This window comes from Trinickia dinghuensis, from assembly GCF_003367175.1.
Lineage (GTDB): Bacteria > Pseudomonadota > Gammaproteobacteria > Burkholderiales > Burkholderiaceae > Trinickia > Trinickia dinghuensis.
On record NZ_QRGA01000003.1, the window covers coordinates 606,298 to 627,942 of the forward strand.

The window sequence follows — 21,645 nt, forward strand, 5'->3', positions numbered from 1 at the left end:
GCCGCTCGATAAAGCGTAGAGCGAGAATAACGGGAACGCCGAAGCCGCGCCGAGGCCGGTTCCCCGTCATTCCCCTTTGTTCTTGCTGAGATCGACGCCTAGCTGCTTGAGCTTGCGATACAGGTGCGTGCGCTCGAGCCCCGTCTTCTCCGCTACGCGCGTCATGCTGCCGTTCTCGCGCGCCAGGTGGTATTCGAAATAGGCCCGTTCGAATGCATCGCGCGCATCGCGCAGCGGGATGTCGAACGAAATCGACGCCGCTTGCGTCGCCGCGGTGCTCGTCGCCACCGCATCGGCCGCCAGCACCGGCAACGCAACCGCTGCCGCGACAGTCGTCGCGTTGGCGGGCACCGGCGCCTTTACGGCGACCGCGCCGGCGACAGGCGCAGCCGCACTGCCGCGCGCCAACCCCTGCTCGACCGCCTTCAACAGCTTTTGCAAGGCGATCGGTTTCTCCAAGAAATTGAGTGCGCCGATCTTCGTCGCCTCGACCGCCGTGTCGATCGTCGCGTGTCCCGACATCATGATGACGGGCATCGTGAGCAGCCCCTGCGCGCCCCACTCCTTGAGCAGCGACACGCCATCCGTATCGGGCATCCAGATGTCGAGCAGCACCAGATCGGGGGCCTGACGCAGGCGGTAGTCACGCGCATGCTGCGCGTTTTCCGCCACCTCCACGGCATGTCCCTCGTCGCTCAGGATTTCCGAGAGCAGCTCCCGGATGCCCATTTCGTCGTCTACTACCAGGATGGTTGCCATTTATGCTGCCCTTGTCTGCGCTATTGCTTTTGTCGTCCCCGACGCTGCGCCGCCGTTCGAGGCCGAGCCTGGCACGGGTGCCGCGTCGTCTGCCAATTGCAGGAACAAAATCGAAATCTGCGCACCTTCGATCGTTTCGCCCGCTTTCACGCGATTCCGAATGTCGATACGCGCACCGTGTTCGTCGACGATCTTCTTGACCATGGCGAGCCCGAGCCCCGTTCCCCTGGCTTTCGTCGTCACGTACGGTTCGAACGCGCGGGTCAGGATGCGGGCAGGAAAACCCGCGCCGTTGTCGGACACGGTCAGGCGAACCGCGACGCGCACTTTGCCCTGCGCGTCGGGGTCGCCATATTCTACTGTCTTGGTTTCGATGACGACACGCGGGTTCGCGATCTCCGCGACCGCGTCCTGCGCGTTTTGCAGCAGGTTGTGGATGACCTGGCGCAATTGCGTCGCGTCGCCCCGGATCACCGGCAGCGCCGACAGTTCGGCCACGATCGCGCTCTTGCCTTCTTCGACACCGTACAAGCTCAGCACTTCCGTCACGAGATCGTTCAGTTGCAGGTTCGCCAAGACGGCAGGCGGCGTGCGCGCGTAATCGCGAAAATCGTCGACCATCTGCTTCATCGCCGCCACTTGATTCACGATCGTCGTCGCCCCTCGCTTCAGTACATCGGCATCGTGCGCCGAAAGTTTATCGGCGAGCTTCATCTGCAGTCGCTCGGCCGAAAGCTGGATCGGCGTCAGCGGATTCTTGATCTCGTGCGCGAGCCTGCGCGCCACCTCACCCCATGCGGCCGAACGCTGAGCGGAGATGACGTCGGAGATGTCGTCGAACACCACGACATAGCCGGCCGTTCCCACCTCGCTGCCGGCGTCCGCCGGGGTTTCGGCCACGAGCCGCGAGCCGCGCACGAGCAGCGTGAGGGTCTCGGTCTCGCCGGGCACCGACACCGCGACTTGCTGCTGCCAGTGGCCGCCGTCGTCGACGCCGCGCTCGCTCGCCGCCTCTCGATCCGCGAACGCCTTGCGCACCATGGCCGAGAACTCCGCGAGCACGCCGATATGCTCGAACGACGCGCCGAGCATCCCTTGGAACGGCTGGCGGAAGATCCGTTCCGCTCCGCGATTGGCCGTGGTCAAGCGGAATTGGCGATCGAGCACGAATACGCCGGCCGTGAGATTGGCCAAGATGCTCTCGAGGTAGGCTTTCGAATGTTCGAGCGCGATCCGGTTGCGTTCGACGGCGCCGCGCGCCTCCGACAATTGGCGCGTCATCGCATTGAACGACTGCGTGAGGAAGCCGAGTTCGTCGCGCGATTTGATCTCGCGTTTGGGCGTGTAATCGCCCTCGGCCACTTCCTTCGTGCCCTTGGCCAGCAAGAACAGCGGCCGCGCGAGCTGGTTGCCGAGCGCAAGCGCAAGCATCATGGCGATGAACGTCGCCAGGAACAGCGCGAGCGTCAGCGTGCCGATGTACATCTTGCGCAAGCCCGTACGACCCAGCGCCTTCTCCTGATATTCGCGGTAGGCACGCTGGACGGCATCGGCATTGCGAGCGAGCGTGGGCGAGACAGGCTGCGTCAATTCCAGGAAACGCTCGGCGGGCTGTAGCAGCGACGCGCTCGCATCGGGCACGAGTACCACCACGCGCAATCGCAGCGCCCCTTTCGCCCCTTTCGCATGGGGATCGCCGTCGACTTCGCCTTCGATCGAGGCATAACCGCGGGTGCGGGCCTGATCGAGCATGATCGGCGTCGGCAAATCGTCAGGCATCAGTGAAGCGAAATTGCCCGACGTCTGCGCGATCACATGCAGATCGGGCGATGCACCCGACACGCTGCGCGTCGATTCGACGAGCATCGCCTCTTGCACACCGAACTGATCGCGCATGCGCAGCAGCGTGAGCGTCGTATTCGACTGCGGCGTGCTCGCGAGCTGCTCGGCCATCACGCGCGCCTTCGTCTGCAAGTCGGACAACGACGCATCGAGCATCGCGCGCCCGAGGTTCAAGCCCGAGGTGAGCGCCGTCTCGACGTTGACGTCGAACCACGACTCGATGCTGCGCGAGACGAACTGGTATGACACCACGTAGATGATCGCCCCCGGCAACACGCCGACGAGCGCGAAGAACACCGCGAGCTTCGCGAGCAGCCGCGTGCCGAACTTGCCCTTGCGCAGCCGCACGAGAATCATCGCGACGAGCGCGAAGACGATCAGCAGGAAGACGAGCGCAACGGCGATATTGGCCGCATAAAGCCACGAATAATAGCGATCGAAGAATTCGGTATTGGCGCTGGCCGCGGCGAGCAGCACGAGCAGCAGCAGCGCCGTGACGGCGACCGTGGAAACGATCACGCGAACGAGGATGCTCCGCACGTCCGCTCTTCGACGCACGCTATTTAGCACGTTCAGCCACCGTGAAGGTAAAGCGCTTCCAGTCGGAAGCGAGCGTCCAGTCGCGATTGTTGACCGCATCGACCTGGAACGGCTTGGGCATCAGCGCGGTATCGAGCTGCATGCGCACCGACGCCGTATACGTTTCGCCCGGCTGCACCTGGCCGCGATCGATGACGTGCCAGGACGTCACGTGCTTGATGACGGCCAACGCTTCGTTCAGCGACGAAAAGCCCTGCTGCAGACCGCCGCTCGACACGCGGTACTCGCGCGTCAGCGGTTGGAACGACAGCCGGAGCGTTTGCGTGACAGACACGGGCTGCTCGTCGAACCAATACCAACGCGGGCGCGTGAGATCGAACTCGGTCGTGAAATAAAGCGGTATGCCTTTGTTGACGGCATCCTCGAGGCTGCTGTTCAACTCGAAGTCGAAGCGTGCGTCGAGATTCCAGCCGCCCGTGCCGTCGGCCTGCAGCGACGCGCGCTGCACCGCAATCGTATCGGCGCGCGCAGGCCCCGCCGCAACGAAGCAAACGGTCACCCCAATCCAGAGCAAGGCTACGAGCCGAAGCCGAAAAAAGCGTTTGCTGATCGTCACCGTTTCTGAAAGCGCGCGTAGTAAAAACCGTCGTGGTCAATGTCGGCGCCGGGGCGCTCCGACTTGGCGGCATGCGTGCCGGTCGATAAAGACACCGAGGGCGATGCCGCGGCGGGAAGGCCGGCCGGCAGCAGTTGCCCAGGCGCGTCCAATCGTACCGCATCTTCATGCGTGCTTTCAAACCAGCGTGCCTGTTCCTCGCACTCCTCGGGGAAGATCGAGCACGTCACGTAGAGCAGTTCGCCGCCCGGTGCGACGAGCGGCCATAGCGCGTCGAGAATGCGGCGCTGCTCGGTCACGAGCGCGGGGATGTCGGTTGCGCGGCGCAGCCAGCGCACGTCGGGATGCCGCCGCACGATGCCGGACGCCGAGCACGGGACGTCGGCGAGAATGCGGTCGAAAGGCTGCCCGTCGTGCCACGCCGCGGGCGTGCCGGCATCCCCGACGGTGACGTTCGCCCGCAAACCGAGGCGCGTCAGGTTTTCTTCGATGCGCGCCGCGCGAGCGGGATCCGACTCGAGCGCCACGAGGTCGACGTCGGCCAACTCGAGTATGTGTCCCGTTTTGCCGCCGGGCGCCGCGCACGCATCGAGCACGCGCATGCCGTCACGCACATCCAGACGCTCGGCCGCCAGCTGCGCGCCGGCATCCTGTACCGAGACGACGCCTTGCGAGAACCCCGGAATCCGATCGACGGGCAAGGGCGTTGCAAGCCGCACCGCGTACGGTCCGATGGCGTCGGCCGCGATGCCGTTCGAGTCGAGCGTTTGCAGATACTCGGCCACCGTGGAACGCCGCGCGTTCACGCGCAAGGTCAAGGGCCCGGGCGCATTGCCGGCCGCCAGTACGCGCTGCCAGGCATCGGGCCAGGCACGCCGCACCGCTTCGGCCCACCAGAGCGGGTAGTTCGATGCCGCGACCGCATCCGCCTGCGCCTTCTCCAGCCATGCCTCGCGTTCGCGCAGAAAATTGCGCAGAACGGCGTTGACGAGCCCTTTGGCGAACACACACTCGCGGCGCGCGCCAATGGCCGTGACCGCTTGGTCGACGACCGTAAACGATGTGTATGCGGCGTGCCGCTCGTCGTCGATCAGCAGGGCCAGCGCGCAGGACAGCACATTGCCGACGTGCGCGGGCGGCGCCTTGTTCACGAGCTGGCCGACGAGCCAATCGACGGTGCCGAGCCGCCGCAGCGTGCGGTAGGCGAGGTCCTGGATCGCGCCGCGCGCGCTCGCCGCCGCGGCGGCAGGCATCGATGCCTGCACAGCGGCGAGCGCGGCCGGCAATGCCGTGCCGGTACGCACCGCGCCGACGGCAAGCGCCGCGCAGTCGAGCGCGAAGCCGAGCGAGTCGGGCGCGAGATGCAGCGTGGAAAATTGCGCTGCGCCGGCTTTCGGCGCCTTGCGACGGGTGGGAGCGGATCGAGTCATCGAGAAAGCGAAGGTCGCGCGATGTAAGCAGATCGAGCAGGGATGCGCGCGAATAGAACGCGACATTGTAACGCGCGTCCGAGGGCGCCCCACGGGACGACACGATTGCGAGTGCTGCCGAGCGTCAGACCGACATCGAGCAGGCGTTGAGCGCGTCTCGAACGCCCCCCGAGAAAATACGACTCGGAAATCAATACGGGCCCTCGCGAGGGCCCGTTTGCTACGTATCCATCAGCGCTGCCGGATGGCTTCAGTCTTCAGTCGTAGCGGCCCGTGCGCGCCATTTCCATCAGGCGCGCGATACGTGCCTCGGTGTCGGGGTGGGTGCTGAACAACTTCGCCACCCCTCCCCCGCTCAAAGGATTGAGGATCATCATTTGCGCGGTGGTGGGATGCGCCTCGGCCGCGGCGAACGGAATGCCGGAGGCGAAGCGATGAATCTTGTCGAGCGCGGAAGCCAGTGCCTGCGGATCGCCCGACAGTTGCGCGCCGCCGCGATCGGCCTCGAACTCGCGCGCGCGCGAAATCGCCATCTGGATCATCGCCGCGGCAATCGGCGCGAGCAACGCGACCGCGATGCCGGCAATCGGGTTGGCCCGACGCCCGTCCTCGTCGCGCCCACCGAAAAACATCGCGAAGTTCGCGAGCGCCGAAATCGCACCGGCCATCGTCGCGGAAATCGTCGAGATCAAGATGTCGCGATGCTTCACGTGCGACAACTCGTGCGCCATCACGCCGCGCATTTCGCGCTCGGACAAGATCCGCAAAATACCCGTGGTGGCCGCGACGGCCGCATGCTCGGGATTGCGGCCCGTCGCGAAGGCGTTGGGCGCGTCTTCGTTGATCAGATACACGCGCGGCATCGGCAAACCGCCGCGCGTCGCGAGTTCGCGCACCATGCGGTAGAACTGCGGCGCGCTCGTTTCGTCGACTTCCTGGGCGTTGTACATGGACAGGACCATCTTGTCCGAGAACCAGTACGAGAAGAAGTTCATCGCCAGTGCGATGACGAGCGCGAACATCATGCCGCGCGAGCCGCCGATCATCCCGCCGATCGCGACGAACAGGGCCGTGATCGCCGCCATCAGCATCGCGGTTTTGACCCAATTGAACATGTGCACTCCTTTTTCGTTTGCACCCGGGCGACGAATCTGAATCTAGACCGTCCCTGGCGTCACGCTCGATTGTAAGCTATTCGTCAGAAATCGGCTCACGCCGGCCGCGCGAAAACGAAAAACCGCGGTCAGCGCTGCGTCGCAGCGGCAAGCCGCAGCCCCAAGCCGACGAACGCGCTGCCGACCAGGCGATCGAGCCATTTCTTGACGGCCGGCTTGCCGCCGAGCCCCCGCGTGACGCTGCTCGCGACCCAAACCAGGAACAAGCACCACACGACGCTCATCGCAACGAACACGCCGCCCAGCGTGAGGAAGGCCAGGGCCTTGTGCTCGCCTTCGCTCGATACGAACTGCGGGAAGAACGAGACGAAGAAGAGCACGACCTTCGGATTGAGCACGTTGGTCCAAAAACCCTGCAGATAGAGCTGCCGCAGCGACCGGGCGCCTTGCGCCGCGCCGGCTTCTCCCTGCGCGGCCTGCGATTTCGCCGGCGACGCGAATGCGAGACGCACGCCGAGATAGATCAGGTAGATCGCACCCGCGAACTTGATGACCGTGAATGCCGTGGCGGATGCCGCCAGCAAGGCTGTCAGGCCGAACGCGCAGGCGATCGAATGGACGCAGCAGCCCGTGCAGATCCCGAGTGCGGACATGAGCCCGGCGCCGCGGCCCTGCGCGACGCTGCGCCCGACGATGTAGGCGGTGTCGGGCCCCGGCGTCACGTTCAGCAACAGCACCGCGACGACGAAAAACGGAAAGTGGACGATACCGAACATGCTCGAGGTCTCCTCTAATGCATCTAATTCATCTAATTAAACGGACTCAGGCAGCCGCATGCGCTGCCCCGCCGCGAGCGTCGTGCCGGCCAGGAATTCGCGCGCGGGCAGACGCTTGCCGCCCGGCTTTTGCAGTTGGGTGAGCCGCAGCGCGCCTTCGCCGCAAGCGATGACGACACCGTCGGGCGAAACCGCGACGATCGTTCCCGGCTCGGCGTCGGGGCTCGCGCCCGCCGTCACGGCCACGGCTTCAGCCGCCCAAACCTTCAGCGCCGTACCGTCCTCGAGCGTCGCCACGCCGCCCGGAAACGGATCGAACGCGCGCACCTGCCGCGCGAGCGCGGCGGCGGAATCACGCCAGTCGAGCGCCGCCTCGTGCTTGCCGATCTTTTCCGCGTAGGTCACACCGTCCGCGGGCTGCGCCGAGGCTGGCAAGACACCGGTGCGCTCGAGCGTCGAAAGCGCGTCGACGATCAGTTGCGCCCCTTGCGCCGCCAGCTTGTCGTGCAGCGTCGCCGTCGTGTCGCGCGGATCGATCGGCGTGCGCGCCACTTCGATCATCGCGCCCGTATCGAGGCCCGCGTCCATCTGCATCAGCGTGATGCCCGTCTCGGCGTCGCCGGCTTCAAGGGCACGGTGGATCGGCGCGGCGCCGCGCCAGCGCGGCAACAGCGATGCATGGATGTTGATGCAGCCGCGGGGCGGGATATCGAGCACTTCCTGCGGCAACAGCAAGCCGTAGGCGGCCACGACCATCACGTCGTGCGGCGTCGCGCGCAGCCGCTCGACGGCCTGCGCGGCCTCGGCGGGAAACTTCCCGGCGCGGCGCAGCGAAGGCGGCTGCGCGACCTCGAGCCCGCGCTCGAGCGCGTAGCGTTTGACGGCGCTCGCCTGCAGCTTCATGCCGCGTCCGGCGGGCCGGTCCGGCTGCGTCAGCACGAGCGGCACCGGAAAACCGGCTTCATGGATGGCGGCGAGCGCGCTGGCGGCGAACTCGGGCGTGCCGGCGAAAACGACGCGCAGCGTGTGAGTCATAGATCGAGCGAAAACGGCAAATAGGACAAGCAGGATGGATCGGGCGAGCCCGACGGTAGCATCACGTCACATCGCGTGCGCGAGCTTCTTCATCTTCGTCTTGATGCGCGTCTGCTTGAGCGGCGACAGGTACTCGACGAAGACCCGGCCCATCAGATGATCCATCTCGTGCTGGATGCACACGGCCAGCAGGCCCTCGCAGTCGATCTCGAACGTCTCGCCCTTCTCGTTCAGGGCGCGCACGCGCACGCGCTCGGGGCGCTCGACCTCGTCGTAGATGCCGGGCACGGACAAGCAGCCTTCTTCGTGCATCTGGCGCTCGTCGCTGGACCACAGGATTTCGGGATTGATGAACGCGCGCAACTCGTCGTGCGATTCGGACACGTCGATGACGATCACGCGCTCGTGCACGTCGACCTGCGTCGCGGCCAGGCCCACGCCGGGCGCGGCATACATCGTCTCGGCCATGTCGGCGACGAGTTTGCGGATCCGGTCGTCGACCTTCGCGACCGGTTTCGCGACCTTGTGCAGTCGCTTGTCTGGGTAATTGAGGATGCTCAGTAAAGCCATGGTGTCAACAGTCGTTACGACATAGCGCTCAAGCTGAGCGCATCGTCGATTTACGGGATCGCTAGGCCGTTCGGCTAGCTGGCGCGGGTCTCGCCGGTTATCGAAGATACGCCGAACCGCACGCGTCGTCAGGCCACGGTTTGCGGCCGCGAACACGCGCATCGGCTACGTTCTGGAGTATTTCGGATGGTGAAAATTTTATCACGGCGCTCGCGAATCCGCAGGCGGCGCGGTGGAGGCACACGCCGATGCAGGCACGCTCGATGACGCCGGCGACGCTCGGCGCCTGGCTCGCACTCGCCGGCGCCCCGGGGCTCGGGCCGCCCGCCCTGCGCACGCTGATCGCGGCGTTCGGCAATGCGCAGGCGCTGCTCGCGCAGTCGTTCGACACCCTCGCCCAGGCGGCGGGCGACGAAGCCGCGCAGGCCGTCGCCACGGCCGCGCGCGCGGATATCCGCGAACAACTGGAACGCACCTGCGCCTGGGCCGCGCTGCCCGGCAATGCGCTCGTCGCGCTCGACGATCCGGCCTATCCGCCGGCGCTGCTCACCATGCACGATCCGCCGCCTCTGCTCTACGCATGCGGCCAGCTCGAATGGCTGCACGCGCCTAGCGTGGCGATCGTCGGCAGCCGCGGCGCGACGCCGCAAGGGATCGACGACGCCTCGCACTTCGCGCGCGAGCTTGCCGGCTCGGGCCTCGTCGTCGTGTCGGGCCTTGCGCTCGGGGTCGATGCCGCTGCCCACCGGGGCGCGCTCGCGGCGGGCGGGGCGACCGTGGCGGTGGTGGGAACGGGCGCCGATCTCGTCTATCCGGCCAGGCATCGAGCCTTGGCGCACGAGATCGCGGCGCGCGGCACGATCGTCTCCGAATGGCCGCTCGGCACGCCGGCCAAGCCGTCCCATTTTCCGCAGCGCAACCGGCTCATTGCCGGGATGACGAAGGGGGTGCTCGTGGTCGAGGCGGCGCTGCGCTCGGGATCGTTGATCACGGCCCGGCTCGCCAACGAAATGGGGCGCGATGTTTTCGCGATACCCGGGTCGATCCATGCACCGCTGTCGAGGGGCTGCCACCAGCTCATCAAAGACGGCGCCATGCTGACCGAAACGCCCCAGGATGTGCTCGACGCCCTCGGCCTCGCTCAGTCCGCGGCAGCGCCCGCGCGGGCGCCTGGCAGCCCGGCGCAATGCCGCTCCGCGCGCACCGGCGCGCGCGCGGTGCCGGCAGCAACGCCCACGCCAACGGCGATCTCGCGCAAGCCGGTACGATCGCCGCAGAGGCAGCCGGCCGAACCGCTGCCGCTGTTCGACACGCAGCCTGCCCTGCCGTCGCCGGCTCCGCTGTCCGCAAACGCCGCCCGGCTGCTCGAGGCGCTCGGCCACGCGCCGGCCGCCCTTGAAATCCTTGCCGCGCGCACCGAAATGGATAGCGCGACGCTGCAGGGCGCGCTGCTCGAACTCGAATTGCGCGGGCATCTCGCGGTCCTGCCGGGTGGCCGTTACGTTCGGCACACGGTCCGACACAATCATGACTGAGGCCGAACGGCGGCCGAATCCGGCGTGCTACAGTCCTCCAAAACCGCTATCGGGAAATAGAAAGAGAAGGAACGCATCATGCCCGCGCTGAACTTGGACACCGACTCGGACCGGATCGCCGAGCGCGTCAGCGACCCGAGCACGCTGCTCGTCGCCTGCTTGTGCGCCCAATGGTGCGGCACGTGCCGCGAATACCGCGAAACGTTCGACCGGCTCGCCGACGCCCATCCCGATATGTGCTTCGCCTGGATCGACATCGAAACCCACGCGGACCGCTTCGACGATCTCGACGTCGAGAATTTCCCGACGCTGCTCATCGAGGACGACATCACGACACGTTTTTTCGGGACTGTGCTGCCGCATGGGGCGATCGCGGAGCGCCTGCTTTCGGATCTGACAGCCTTGCCGAACGCCACGGGCGCGCCGAAGGTGCGTCCCGCGCTTGCCACCGCGTGAGCCGCATTGAAGCGCCGATGAGCGACGCCGCCGCGTGGCACGTTCCGTGCGTACCGATCGCACCGGCCCGTCGTCCGCAAAGGCTTGCGCCGCACGCGTCTGAGCGCGGCGGCCGGTGCCGGCGGTGCCCCCGCCGGCTCCATGCTTTTTGGCACGACACGCCGCCCCTTTCGCGCCATGTGCTATAAAGCGGTCGTCAAAGGGAACAAAATCCGGGATCGGACCCCGGTCACTACATTAATCCTGTCATGTCCAAAGCACTGATCATTGCGGAGAAGCCTTCTGTCGCGAACGACATCGCGCGCGCACTCGGCGGCTTCACCAAACATGACGAATACTACGAGAGCGACGAGTACGTCCTCTCGTCGGCGGTCGGCCATCTGCTCGAGATCGCCGCGCCCGAAGAATACGAAGTCAAGCGAGGCAAATGGAGCTTCGCGCACCTGCCCGTCATTCCGCCCCATTTCGACCTGAATCCGATCGCGAAAAGCGAATCGCGGCTGAAGGTGCTGACCAAGCTGATCAAGCGCAAAGACGTCGAGCACCTCATCAACGCATGCGACGCGGGGCGGGAGGGCGAACTGATCTTCCGGCTGATCGCACAGCACGCGAACGCCAAGAAGCCCGTTCAGCGGCTGTGGCTGCAGTCGATGACCCCGGCCGCCATCCGCGACGGCTTCGCCCATTTGCGCAGCGACGTCGACATGCAGCCGCTCGCCGATGCCGCGCGCTGCCGCTCGGAGGCCGATTGGCTCGTCGGCATCAACGGCACGCGGGCGATGACGGCGTTCAACAGCAAGGGCGGCGGCTTCTTCCTGACGACGGTGGGGCGCGTGCAGACGCCGACGCTCTCGATCGTCGTGGAGCGCGAAGAAAAGATCCGCCGCTTCGTGCCGCGCGATTATTGGGAAGTGCGCGCTGACTTCGTCTGCGCGGGCGGCTTTTACGAAGGCCGCTGGTTCGATCCCAAGTTCAAGCGCGACGAGTTCGATCCGGAAAAACGCGACTCGCGGCTGTGGAGCCTCCCCGCGGCCGAAACGATCGTGGCGGCGTGCCGCGATCAGATCGGCACGGTCACCGAGGAATCGAAGCCCTCGACGCAGCTCTCGCCGCAACTGTTCGATCTGACGAGCCTGCAGCGAGAAGCGAACGGCCGCTTCGGCTTTTCGGCGAAGAACACGCTGGGGCTCGCGCAGGCGCTGTATGAGAAGCACAAGGTCCTGACCTACCCGCGTACCGACGCGCGCGCCCTGCCCGAGGACTACATCGCCACGGTCAAGAGCACGCTCGACATGCTCAAGGAGAGCAACAACTACCTGCCGTTCGCGAAGCAGGTGCTCGACAAGGGATGGGTCAAGCCGAACAAGCGCATCTTCGACAATTCGAAGATCAGCGACCACTTCGCCATCATCCCCACGCTCCAGGCGCCGAAATCGCTGTCGGAGCCCGAGCAGAAGCTGTACGACCTGGTTGTGAAGCGATTCCTCGCCGTGTTCTTCCCGGCGGCCGAATATCGCGTCACGACGCGTATCACCGAAGTCGTCGGACATCACTTCAAGACCGAAGGCAAGGTGCTCGTCGAGCCGGGCTGGCTGCAGATCTACGGCCGCGAGACGAGTGGCGAGGATGCCAACCTCGTGCCTGTGCAAAAGGACGAGAAGGTCAAGACCGACAAGGTCGCGGCCCATGGCCTGACGACGAAACCGCCCGCGCGCTACAACGAAGCGACGCTGCTCTCGGCGATGGAAGGCGCGGGCAAGCTCGTCGAGGACGACGAGTTGCGCGAGGCCATGGCCGCGAAGGGGCTCGGCACGCCGGCCACGCGCGCGGCCATCATCGAAGGGCTGCTCGGCGAAAAATATCTGGTACGCGAAGGCCGCGAGCTGATCCCGACGGCGAAGGCATTCCAGCTGATGACGCTGTTGCGCGGGCTCGGCGTGAAGGAGCTGACGGCGCCGGAATTGACGGGCGAATGGGAGTACAAGCTGTCGCAGATGGAGCGCGGCAACCTCGCGCGCGACGCGTTCATGCAGGAGATCGCCCGCATGACGCAGACGATCGTCAAGCGCGCGAAGGAGTACGACTCCGATACGATTCCCGGCGATTACGTCACGCTCGCTACGCCCTGCCCGAACTGCGGCGGGCAGGTGAAGGAGAACTACCGGCGCTTCGCTTGCACGCAATGCGAGTTCTCGATTTCGAAGATTCCCGGCAGCCGCCAGTTCGAGACCGACGAAGTCGAGACGCTGCTCGCGGATAAGCAGATCGGCCCGCTGTCGGGCTTCCGCAGCAAGATGGGACGGCCCTTCTCGGCCATCCTCAAGCTGTCGTTCGACGACGAGACGAAGAACTACAAGCTCGAGTTCGATTTCGGCCAGGATGCCGGCGGCGAGGATGGCGAAGCGCCCGACTTCTCGGCGCAAGAGAGCGTCGGCGCCTGTCCGAAATGCCATGGGCGCGTATTCGAGCACGGCATGAGCTACGTCTGCGAAAACTCCGTGGCGAGCCCGAAAACATGCGACTTCCGATCGGGGAAGGTGATCTTGCAGCAGGAAATCGCGCGCGAACAGATGGCGAAGCTGCTCGGCGAAGGCCGGACCGATTTGCTGACGAGCTTCAAGTCGTCGCGCACGGGCCGCAACTTCAAGGCTTTTCTCGTCAAGCAGAGCGACGGCAAGATCGGCTTCGAGTTCGAAAAGAAGGAGCCGAAAGAGCCTTCCGCGAAAACGGCGGCGAAGACCGCGGCAAAATCGGCATCGCGCTCGTCGGCTGCGGACACCACCGACGGCGATGAGGCGGAAGGCGCCAAGGCAGCACCGGCCAAGAAGGCCGCGACCAAGACCGCGGCGGGCAAAACCGCCGTGAAGGCGGCTGCCAAAGCGCCGGCCAAGCGAGCGACGGCGCGAAAGGTCAACGCCTGACGCTTAGCCTCAGCCTTAGCTAGGCCGCACCGCGGATAAAAAAGCGAGCGCATCTGTGCTCGCTTTTTTTATGCCAACACGGCGGAGCCCCCTACCCCCGAATTCAACCGGGACTAGCCGACCCCGCTCGCCCCGCTCCTCACATCGGCGAGGGCGTACTCACCCGCCCGCGCGAGTGCCGAGCCATCTTGCGCAGTGTGCTGTCGCCGTCACGCCGCCCGCCGAATGCCTCGCTCTCGGCCTCGACTTCGAACAGCTCTTCGTCGGCGTCGACCGATTCCATCCGCGGTGCCGGCGAAGCGGCCACCCGCTCCGGCGCATCCTTGAGCCAGAGTTCGCCGAGCGTGCCGTTCGGCGTTTGGCTGAAGTGCTCGACCAGGTGGTCGATGAACGTGCGCACCTTGGCCGGCAAGTGGCGCCGGCTCGGATAGCCGATGTTGATCTCGACCTGCGGCAGCCGGTAATCGGCCAGCACGCGCACGAGATTGCCGCGCGTCGCATCGCTGCCGATCAAATAGCTGGGCAAAATCGCAATGCCCATGTCGAGCAGCGCGAACTGACGCAGCATCTCCGTGTTGTTCGCAACGATCACGTTCGACGGCCGTACGCGCACCTCGCCTTCCGGCCCCGTGAAGATGCGCTCGTCGCCCCAATACTCCGTCGGCAAACTCAGGCAAGCGTGCTCGAGCAGCTCTTCGGGGCGCGTGGGCGTGCCATGCTTCTCCAGGTATGCGGGCGTGGCGCAGACAATCATGCAGCCGGTCGTCAGCCGGCGCGTCACGATGCTCGCGCTGCGCACCTTTTGAGCGATGACGATCCCGACGTCGAATCCTTCCTCTACGAGATCCACGCTGCGATCGACGAGCGTCAGATCCGGCACGACTTTCGGATAACGCTGCGAATACGTCTGCAGAACGGGAGCAAGGTTGTGCAAGCCGAACACGACCGGGGCGACGATCCGCAGCGTGCCGACCGGCTCATGGTTGCGGGCGACGACCATCTGCTCGACATCTTCGAGCTCGTCGAGAATTTGGCGGGCGCGTTCGAGGTAGACCTGGCCCGATTCGGTCAGCGAGAGGCTGCGCGTAGTGCGGTTCAGCAGACGCGTGCCGAGGCGGCCTTCGAGATCGGCGACATGACGCGTGGCGACAGCGTTGGAGATATCCATCGACCCGGCTGCACGAGCGAAACTGCCAAGATCCGCCACTTTCACGAACACACGCATTGACTGCAAATGATCCATTGACGACTCCTGCCGCTTGTTGTTACTCAGAAAAAAATTCCTGAGCCAATCCGTAATTGTCCTACGACTTTGAAACTCGCGCAGAGTTGCGCACGGAATGATGTTTATTTCGCAGCTAGAAATAAGCGGTAATGGATCATTGCTAAAAATCCATATAGTGAAAATTCGCGCCGGATCGTGAATTTCATGCATGTAAATCGCACATTTGTCGCACAAAAAAATAGACCGCCCGAAGGCGGCCTTGGCACGAGCCTCGCGGCGCCTGGCAGCGCCGAGCGAGTGTTCTAATTGTTAAGCCGGGGTCAGACGATTTTCAATTTCCGCTTTCGTCTGAGTTAGCGCAGCCGGCAGTCGATGTCGTAATGAATCGAAAAATTCCGCATGTAGGGCCAGTTCGCGCCGCCAATCGGCATCGTCAACCGAAATGACTTGGTCGAACTGCTCGCGCGAGAAATCGAGACCGTTCCAGTCGATGTCCTCATACCGGGGCGAGACGCCGAATGCGTGATCGGTGCCAGTCGCGCGCCCTTCCACGCGGCCGATCATCCAGCGCAAGATCCGCATGTTTTCGCCGAAGCCCGGCCAGACGAACTTGCCGTCGGGCCCCTTGCGGAACCAGTTGACGCAGAAGATCTTCGGCACCTTCGCACCGAGCTTGTCGAGCCGCTCGCCGACGCCAAGCCAATGGCCGAAATAATCGCCCATGTGGTAACCGCAAAACGGCAGCATCGCGAACGGATCGCGCCGTACGACGCCCTGCTTGCCGGCGGCGGCGGCGGTCGTCTCAGAGCCCATCGTCGCGGCCATGTAGACGCCTTCGACCCAATTGCGCGCTTCCGTCACGAGCGGCACCGTACCCGAGCGCCGGCCGCCGAAGATGAATGCGTCGATCGGCACGCCCGCCGGATTTTCCCAATCGGGATCGACCGACGGACATTGCGACGCGGGCGCGGTGAAGCGCGCATTCGGGTGCGAAGCTTTACGCCCCGTTTCCTTCGCGATCTCGGGCGTCCAATCGTTGCCCTGCCAATCGATGAGGTGCGCGGGCGGCGTGTCCGTCATCCCTTCCCACCACACGTCGCCCTCGTCCGTCAGCGCCACGTTCGTGAAAATCACGTTGGCCTTGAGCGTGGCCATGGCGTTGTAGTTGGTCTTCTCGCTGGTGCCCGGCGCAACGCCGAAATAGCCGGCCTCGGGATTGATCGCGTACAGCCGTCCGTCCTTGCCGGGCTTGATCCACGCGATGTCGTCGCCGATCGTCGAGATCGACCATCCGTCCATCGAACGCGGCGGGATCAGCATCGCGAAGTTCGTCTTGCCGCAGGCCGAGGGAAATGCCGCGGCGACGCGATACTTCCGGCCCTCGTCCGAGGTCACGGTCAGCACCAGCATGTGTTCGGCGAGCCAGCCTTCCCTGCGGCCCATCGTCGATGCAATCCGCAGCGCAAAGCATTTCTTGCCGAGCAGCGCGTTGCCGCCGTAGCCCGAACCGAAGCTCCAGATCTCGCGCGCTTCCGGGAAATGGACGATGTACTTGGTCGGGTTGCAGGGCCAGGAGACGTCGGGCTGACCGGCCGCGAGCGGCGCGCCGACCGAGTGAACGCAGGGGACGAAATCGCCGTCGGTGCCGAGCACGTCGTAAACCTTGCGCCCCATGCGAGTCATGATCCGCATGTTGACCACGACGTACGGGCTATCGGTCAACTCGATGCCGACGTGCGCGATCGGCGAACCGAGCGGCCCCATCGAAAACGGCACGACGTAAAGCGTGCGGCCGCGCATCGAGCCGTCGAACAGAGATTCGAGCGTCGCGCGCATCTCCGAAGGCTCCATCCAATTGTTCGTCGGGCCCGCATCGTCGCGGTGCTCGGCACAAATGAACGTGCGGTCCTCGACCCGCGCGACGTCCGAGGGATCCGAGCAGGCGAGGTACGAGTTCGGACGCAACTCGGGGTTCAGGCGCTTGAGCGTACCGGCCGCGACCATCAGGTCGCACAGGCGATCGTTCTCCTCCTGCGAGCCGTCGCACCAGACGACGCGATCGGGCTTGGTGAGGGTGGCGATGCGCTGAACCCAGTCGATCAGCTTGCGATGCTTGACGTAGGCAGGCACTTCAAGGGTGGCGGCGCCTCCAAAGGCGGAATGGTTCATCGAGCAGTCTCCGTTTTGTCATCGTTAAGAAGGAAACGGGTTGGGCTCGCTGACGCTGCATGCGAGAGGCGCGTTCATACACGTACGTTGCGCGTAGGAACGAGTGCGTCAGGAGCGGAGCAGCTTGTCGAGCGCATGGCGCGCAAGGGTCTTGCGTGCCGAACGGCGCGCGCGCGTAATCCGCGGCTTGCGTGTCGGCGCGACAAGCTGTTAAAAAGAAGCGGTCCTGCTTAGCGAAAGCCGTGAGCATCGTGATCGAGCGTGTCGCATCGCGCATGCCAGCTTTTCTCCTAGACCGGTTGGAACCGACAAGCATATCACTGCGTCTATTGTGTACATCGTGCACTGCAAAACTCCACTTTTTAACTTATGAAGATTGCCATTCTCGACGACTACCAAGACGCCGTCCGCAAACTCGATTGCTTCCAACTACTGACCAGCCATGACGTCAAAGTGTTCAATAACACCGTTCGCGGCCTCGGACAGTTAGCTAGCCGGCTCGCGGAAGTCGATGCCTTGGTTCTGATCCGAGAACGTACGCGGATCACGTCACAGCTGCTCGACAAGCTTCCGCATCTGCGCATGATCAGCCAGACAGGCAAGGTGTCGAGTCACATCGATCTGGCCGCGTGCACCGAACGCGGCATCGCCGTCCTCGAAGGCGTCGGCTCGCCGATCGCCCCGGCCGAGCTGACGTGGGCGCTCATCATGGCGGCGCAGCGCCGCATTCCTCAGTACGTAGCGAATCTGAAGCAAGGTGCGTGGCAAACGTCGGGCTTGAAGACGTCGGCGCTGCCGCCGAACTTCGGGCTCGGCACCGTGCTGCGCGGCCATACGCTCGGCATCTGGGGGTACGGCAAGATCGGCCGGCTCGTGGCCGGCTACGGCAAGGCGTTCGGCATGCGCGTGCTGGTGTGGGGCCGCGAGCATTCGCTCGAGGCGGCGCAAGCCGACGGCTACGAGGCGGCCGCGAGCCGCGAGGCGCTGTTCGAAGAGAGCGACGTCTTGACGCTGCACTTGCGTATGCACGAGGACACGCGCGGCATCGTCAAGCAAGCCGATCTGATGCGGATGAAGCCGACGGCGCTGTTCGTCAACACGAGCCGCGCCGAGCTGCTGGAAGAAAATGCGCTCGTCAACGCGCTCTCGCACAATCGGCCCGGCATGGTCGCCATCGACGTCTTCGAAAGCGAGCCGATTCTGCAGGGTTACGGGCTCTTGCGGATGGAGAACGTGATCTGCACGCCGCACATCGGCTATGTCGAACGCGAAAGCTACGAGCTGTACTTCAGCGCCGCGTTCAAGAACATTCTTGCCTTCGATGAAGGGGACACGTCGAGCGTCGTCAATTCGGAAGCGTTGAGTGTCGTGCGGCGGCGCTGAGTTCCTCGATCTGCGGTAGACGTGTGAGGAATGCCTCGCCGTCCGCGCGGCCGAGGTCGTAGGCGGGCCGCATCAGCGCCGGCTGCGTGTAGTCCCAGCTCGAGATCGGCACCTTGCAAGAGGGCTGCACGTACAGGCGCTGTTGCGCGCCGTGCGATATGACGAAAGTTTGCGGGCGCGGATAGCGGCGCGTCACCATCACGAGCACGCGGCCTGGCGTCTCGTCGAGCGCGTCGACGGGGACGTTGTCGACCATGCCGCCGTCGAGGACGGGACGGCCGTTGCGTCTCAAGACCGGCGTAAACGGCGGCGTGCATGACGACTGCAGGATCAGATCAGCGAGCTCATCGACAACGAGGCACGCCTGCGCGCGCACGAATTCGGGCCGAAAACCGATCGTGCGGCCGAGCGTCGGGTGCAGCACTTTGCGCACGTGCTTGTCGATGTTGTAGGCGATGAGGCCCGCCGCGACCGACGTGCGCGCGCCGAGCCAGCGCGGCACGCGCGAGACGCCGATCCGAATCTCGGGTGCGTCGGCGAGCTTGGCGAACCGCTCGCCGTAGATGTCGAGCAGCGCTTGGCGATAGATCGCGTAGTGCGGGAACACAGCGGCGCCGCGCCGCCAGAGGTTGCCCCAGTAGACGTTCTTCTTGTTGTGGCGAAGCACGTCTTCGTAATAGCGCATGACCCATTGCGAGTCGCTTCGCGTATAGAGCATGCACGCCGTCGCGGCGCCGGCCGAAATGGCCGTGATGACGCGCGGCGTGACCCCCAGTTCGGGTTGGACGACGTCCCAGAAGCCGGCCTGCCACCAGCAGCGATTGCCGCCGCCCGCGAAGACGACCTGGTCGAACATGAATGTTTCCTTTTTTCGGTGAGCGCTGCGCGGCGGGGTGCCCGTTCAGTTGACGAGTGCGTAGGTGGTCGTCGCGTGGACCGCCATCTTGCCTTCTTCGTCGGCGAGTTCGATTTCGCCGAAGACGAGATTGCGGCCCATGCGCAGCACGCGCGCGGTCACGAGCACGTCGCCTTTGCGGACGGCGCGCATGAAGTGGATGTTGAGCGAGACTGTCGTCATCGGACGGAACTCGCCGAGCGCCGCCGAGATGGCGACGATCATGGCCGTATCGGCCGCGGCCATGAACACTTGGCCGCAGATGACACCGCCCGAGTGGCGAAACTCGCCCGAAAACGGCAGGCGCATGGTGACGCTGTCGTCGGAGACGGTCACCGGCTTGAGCGAGAGCGAGCGGACCCACGGGGCAAGGACGCGATCGAGCAGATCGAGAATGGCGGCTTCTGTCATTTGATGTCTCCTGTGGGCCGCGTCGATGCGAGTCGTTGCCTAGCCCTCGCTCTGGTTTTGTGCGCGGCGCCGGGCGTCGCGCGGATGTGGCGGTGCGGTCCCGTCATCATACCGGGACGGGAAAAATAGTATTGATGAAGGGCGCAGGATGGCCGGCTGGTGCGGTGCCGGGCGCTTTTGTGTGCGCGTTGGGGCCGGCGAGCAAAGTTTTCGCTAAAAAATGACGAAAAGGCCTAGGCAAGCATAAAAAAGTCCTGCATAATTCGCAGTCTGTTGGGGCGTTAGCTCAGTTGGTAGAGCAGCGGACTCTTAATCCGTAGGTCGAGTGTTCGAGTCACTCACGCCCCACCAAGTATTTAAAGGGCTCCGAGCAATCGGAGCCCTTTTCGCTTCTACATTCGGATCACGTCTTCTACAAAAAACAAGAATGAGGTGTGGTCCGATAAGCCGGAACGTGCAAAGCCGCGAGTCACTAAGGAGTCTCGAAGCATGGTGAAAGCGAAAACACCACGCAAAGTGGATAGTGGGGCCGCCGTCGATCAAAGCGAGGCCGAAGGTCAGCAGCTAGACGTTATCGCTATCCAACTGAAGGTCAGTCGTGAGGCGCGCGGCCTGTCGGTTAGCCAACTGCACGCGACAACGGGCATCGCTCGAACCGCCCTGCACGACTATGAGGCCGGGCGCTACAAGCCAGGCGCGAATGAAATCCGCAAACTGTGCGACGCACTTGGCATCACGCCGAATAAGCTGCTTACGGGACGAGATAACCCAGAGTCCCCTAAAACACCGCTTGAAGAAGTGTTTGGCACCGGTTCAGAGCACGTGCAGGTCATGAAGGCGGGGCAATTGATACTTATGCTTCCGCCCGACGAGCGGGATGCGTTTTACAAGCTGTTGCTTGGCCTAGTCTCGTCAAGGTATCCCGCCGACAAAGTGCGCGAAGCTCTTGAGGCGATGGATCTTATGGCGGGCATCCTCAATGCCGCGGTGGCCTTGAAGACAGACCCAGACGCCACGATTGACGTCGAACACGTTAGAAAGCATGTGGCTCAAGTCAATCCGGATCTTGTCAGCGACGAGCGCGCTGAAAAGGTTAGGAAAGCACGCGAGGAAAAGGCCAGAACACGAAGCAGCGAATAGATAGACCGGCGCCCGCCGGTTTTTTTTCGCCATGATTGTCGGATAAAGCTACAGTTGACGGATAGATAACCATGGGGTAGAGTCCGATCAACCGACACTTGATGTCTTTTCCGACAGAGGCCAAAAATGACGATCACCGCGGACCAATTGCGACGGGCGCGCCGAACCACCGGCATCACGCAAGCAAAGCTCGCAGAAGATACGGGCGTCAACGCAACGCTCATCAAGCATTTCGAAACGTTTCGAATCAACGCGCTTCCGCAGTCCACGCAAGACACGTTGGTCGAATATTTCAAGGATAAGGGCGTCGACCTCGGCGCCGACGACGCAGGCAAGCCGACGAACGACAAGCCGGCAATCTCGCCTGTGCCGCGTGGCTCGTTTCCCGTTCCTCCGGGCACGGTTGCCCCGCGAATGAGCTTCACTATTAGCGAGAAATTGACCGATGAGGAAGTCGAGTCAGCGCTCGCGCGCATGGACGAGAACGATGAGGAAATCTCCGACCTCATGCGGAAGGTAACCGCTAAGGGGCTATTGGGCGGTTACACCGACGAAACTGCCCTGGACAGCCAGCGCCTATTCGGCCTGATGGCCGAAAACTACATGCTGTTCCGCTACATGCAGGGAACCAATTTTCTTGCGGACATCGATCAGAACTCGAAGGATGAGACGCACGCGCACCTTGTACAGCGCAAGGCGTCGGATTCAGGCTCGCCTCTGGTCGCACAAGGGTCACAGGATGACGCCGATGTGCGGGGCGACTCGAAAGCTCCGGCAAGCTCCAAAGCGCAGACCAAGAGCCAACCCAGCCAACAGGGGGCATAAGA

The 21,645-nt window shown here is 64.2% G+C and carries 17 protein-coding genes, 1 tRNA gene and 1 pseudogene; 7 read left to right on the forward strand and 12 right to left on the reverse strand.

Translation table 11 applies throughout. The features are described 5' to 3' along the window. Positions 1-66 precede the first annotated feature (66 nt). From esaR to def, 8 genes are all read right to left on the reverse strand, one after another. Entirely contained in the window at positions 67-759 is a 693-nt protein-coding gene (esaR, locus tag DWV00_RS06965; protein ID WP_115532773.1) for a response regulator transcription factor EsaR, read from the reverse strand. Continuing rightward, on the reverse strand, positions 760-3,171 hold the full coding sequence (locus DWV00_RS06970) for a sensor histidine kinase (protein ID WP_115532774.1): 2,412 nt from the start codon (positions 3,169-3,171) through the stop codon (positions 760-762). Further along, on the reverse strand, positions 3,161-3,757 hold the full coding sequence (locus tag DWV00_RS06975) for a DUF4390 domain-containing protein (RefSeq protein ID WP_115532775.1): 597 nt from the start codon (positions 3,755-3,757) through the stop codon (positions 3,161-3,163). Before DWV00_RS06975 ends, DWV00_RS06970 begins: the two co-directional genes overlap by 11 nt. Continuing rightward, positions 3,754-5,187 (reverse strand): 16S rRNA (cytosine(967)-C(5))-methyltransferase RsmB, encoded by a 1,434-nt coding sequence (gene rsmB / locus DWV00_RS06980; RefSeq protein WP_115532776.1) that lies wholly within the window; start codon positions 5,185-5,187, stop codon positions 3,754-3,756. Before rsmB ends, DWV00_RS06975 begins: the two co-directional genes overlap by 4 nt. A 257-nt stretch (positions 5,188-5,444) precedes the next feature. After that, on the reverse strand, positions 5,445-6,302 hold the full coding sequence (gene htpX, locus DWV00_RS06985; RefSeq protein ID WP_115532777.1) for a zinc metalloprotease HtpX: 858 nt from the start codon (positions 6,300-6,302) through the stop codon (positions 5,445-5,447). A 128-nt stretch (positions 6,303-6,430) separates the two neighbouring features. Beyond that, complete coding sequence (locus DWV00_RS06990) at positions 6,431-7,078, reverse strand: LysE family translocator (RefSeq protein ID WP_115532778.1); 648 nt, start codon at positions 7,076-7,078, stop codon at positions 6,431-6,433. A gap of 36 nt (positions 7,079-7,114) precedes the next feature. Beyond that, positions 7,115-8,113 (reverse strand): methionyl-tRNA formyltransferase, encoded by a 999-nt coding sequence (fmt, locus tag DWV00_RS06995; protein WP_115532779.1) that lies wholly within the window; start codon positions 8,111-8,113, stop codon positions 7,115-7,117. Between the two features lie 66 nt (positions 8,114-8,179). Then, entirely contained in the window at positions 8,180-8,683 is a 504-nt protein-coding gene (gene def, locus DWV00_RS07000; protein WP_115532780.1) for a peptide deformylase, read from the reverse strand. Positions 8,684-8,931: 248 nt separating this feature from the next. On the opposite strand from def, the gene dprA reads away from it, so the two are divergent. The 3 genes from dprA to DWV00_RS07015 all read left to right on the forward strand — a co-directional run bounded on the left by dprA (position 8,932) and on the right by DWV00_RS07015 (position 13,595). Continuing rightward, positions 8,932-10,218: a DNA-processing protein DprA gene (gene dprA, locus DWV00_RS07005; protein ID WP_115532878.1), complete on the forward strand. Its 1,287-nt coding sequence runs from the start codon at positions 8,932-8,934 to the stop codon at positions 10,216-10,218. 78 nt (positions 10,219-10,296) lie between these two features. Beyond that, positions 10,297-10,674: a thioredoxin family protein gene (locus DWV00_RS07010; protein ID WP_115532781.1), complete on the forward strand. Its 378-nt coding sequence runs from the start codon at positions 10,297-10,299 to the stop codon at positions 10,672-10,674. A gap of 248 nt (positions 10,675-10,922) precedes the next feature. After that, positions 10,923-13,595: a DNA topoisomerase III gene (locus DWV00_RS07015; protein WP_115532782.1), complete on the forward strand. Its 2,673-nt coding sequence runs from the start codon at positions 10,923-10,925 to the stop codon at positions 13,593-13,595. A 357-nt stretch (positions 13,596-13,952) separates the two neighbouring features. Here DWV00_RS07015 and DWV00_RS07020 read toward each other — a convergent pair. Together DWV00_RS07020 and DWV00_RS07025 are read right to left on the reverse strand one after the other, a co-directional pair. Then, positions 13,953-14,838 (reverse strand): annotated as a pseudogene (locus tag DWV00_RS07020) (LysR family transcriptional regulator); the annotation flags it as partial. A gap of 291 nt (positions 14,839-15,129) precedes the next feature. Further along, positions 15,130-16,989: a phosphoenolpyruvate carboxykinase (GTP) gene (locus DWV00_RS07025; protein ID WP_115532784.1), complete on the reverse strand. Its 1,860-nt coding sequence runs from the start codon at positions 16,987-16,989 to the stop codon at positions 15,130-15,132. 369 nt (positions 16,990-17,358) lie between these two features. Between DWV00_RS07025 and DWV00_RS07030 the strand changes: the two genes are divergently transcribed. Further along, positions 17,359-18,372: a D-2-hydroxyacid dehydrogenase family protein gene (locus DWV00_RS07030; protein WP_115532785.1), complete on the forward strand. Its 1,014-nt coding sequence runs from the start codon at positions 17,359-17,361 to the stop codon at positions 18,370-18,372. Here the strand turns inward: DWV00_RS07030 and DWV00_RS07035 are convergent. Together DWV00_RS07035 and DWV00_RS07040 are read right to left on the reverse strand one after the other, a co-directional pair. After that, positions 18,335-19,228, reverse strand: coding sequence for a patatin-like phospholipase family protein (locus DWV00_RS07035; RefSeq protein ID WP_115532786.1), 894 nt, complete (start codon positions 19,226-19,228; stop codon positions 18,335-18,337). The genes DWV00_RS07030 and DWV00_RS07035 overlap by 38 nt on opposite strands. A 45-nt stretch (positions 19,229-19,273) precedes the next feature. Beyond that, complete coding sequence (locus DWV00_RS07040) at positions 19,274-19,678, reverse strand: PaaI family thioesterase (RefSeq protein WP_115532787.1); 405 nt, start codon at positions 19,676-19,678, stop codon at positions 19,274-19,276. Positions 19,679-19,953: 275 nt separating this feature from the next. Here DWV00_RS07040 and DWV00_RS07045 point away from each other — a divergent pair. From DWV00_RS07045 to DWV00_RS07055, 3 genes are all read left to right on the forward strand, one after another. Next, positions 19,954-20,029 (forward strand) — tRNA-Lys (locus DWV00_RS07045). 138 nt (positions 20,030-20,167) lie between these two features. Continuing rightward, positions 20,168-20,818, forward strand: coding sequence for a helix-turn-helix domain-containing protein (locus DWV00_RS07050; RefSeq protein WP_115532788.1), 651 nt, complete (start codon positions 20,168-20,170; stop codon positions 20,816-20,818). Positions 20,819-20,944: 126 nt separating this feature from the next. After that, positions 20,945-21,643 (forward strand): hypothetical protein, encoded by a 699-nt coding sequence (locus DWV00_RS07055; RefSeq protein WP_115532789.1) that lies wholly within the window; start codon positions 20,945-20,947, stop codon positions 21,641-21,643. The last annotated feature ends 2 nt before the right edge of the window (positions 21,644-21,645 follow it).

Excerpts from the sequence above, each read along its gene's own strand:
- DWV00_RS07050 (WP_115532788.1), top strand. The coding sequence starts at position 20,168 with ATGGTGAAAGCGAAAACACCACGCAAAGTGGATAGTGGGGCCGCCGTC.
- DWV00_RS07040 (WP_115532787.1), bottom strand. The coding sequence starts at position 19,678 with ATGACAGAAGCCGCCATTCTCGATCTGCTCGATCGCGTCCTTGCCCCG.
- DWV00_RS07010 (WP_115532781.1), top strand. The coding sequence starts at position 10,297 with ATGCCCGCGCTGAACTTGGACACCGACTCGGACCGGATCGCCGAGCGC.
- DWV00_RS07030 (WP_115532785.1), top strand. The coding sequence starts at position 17,359 with ATGAAGATTGCCATTCTCGACGACTACCAAGACGCCGTCCGCAAACTC.
- DWV00_RS07025 (WP_115532784.1), bottom strand. The coding sequence starts at position 16,989 with ATGAACCATTCCGCCTTTGGAGGCGCCGCCACCCTTGAAGTGCCTGCC.
- DWV00_RS07035 (WP_115532786.1), bottom strand. The coding sequence starts at position 19,228 with ATGTTCGACCAGGTCGTCTTCGCGGGCGGCGGCAATCGCTGCTGGTGG.
- DWV00_RS07055 (WP_115532789.1), top strand. The coding sequence starts at position 20,945 with ATGACGATCACCGCGGACCAATTGCGACGGGCGCGCCGAACCACCGGC.
- rsmB (WP_115532776.1), bottom strand. The coding sequence starts at position 5,187 with ATGACTCGATCCGCTCCCACCCGTCGCAAGGCGCCGAAAGCCGGCGCA.
- fmt (WP_115532779.1), bottom strand. The coding sequence starts at position 8,113 with ATGACTCACACGCTGCGCGTCGTTTTCGCCGGCACGCCCGAGTTCGCC.
- def (WP_115532780.1), bottom strand. The coding sequence starts at position 8,683 with ATGGCTTTACTGAGCATCCTCAATTACCCAGACAAGCGACTGCACAAG.
- DWV00_RS07015 (WP_115532782.1), top strand. The coding sequence starts at position 10,923 with ATGTCCAAAGCACTGATCATTGCGGAGAAGCCTTCTGTCGCGAACGAC.
- esaR (WP_115532773.1), bottom strand. The coding sequence starts at position 759 with ATGGCAACCATCCTGGTAGTAGACGACGAAATGGGCATCCGGGAGCTG.
- dprA (WP_115532878.1), top strand. The coding sequence starts at position 8,932 with ATGCAGGCACGCTCGATGACGCCGGCGACGCTCGGCGCCTGGCTCGCA.
- htpX (WP_115532777.1), bottom strand. The coding sequence starts at position 6,302 with ATGTTCAATTGGGTCAAAACCGCGATGCTGATGGCGGCGATCACGGCC.
- DWV00_RS06990 (WP_115532778.1), bottom strand. The coding sequence starts at position 7,078 with ATGTTCGGTATCGTCCACTTTCCGTTTTTCGTCGTCGCGGTGCTGTTG.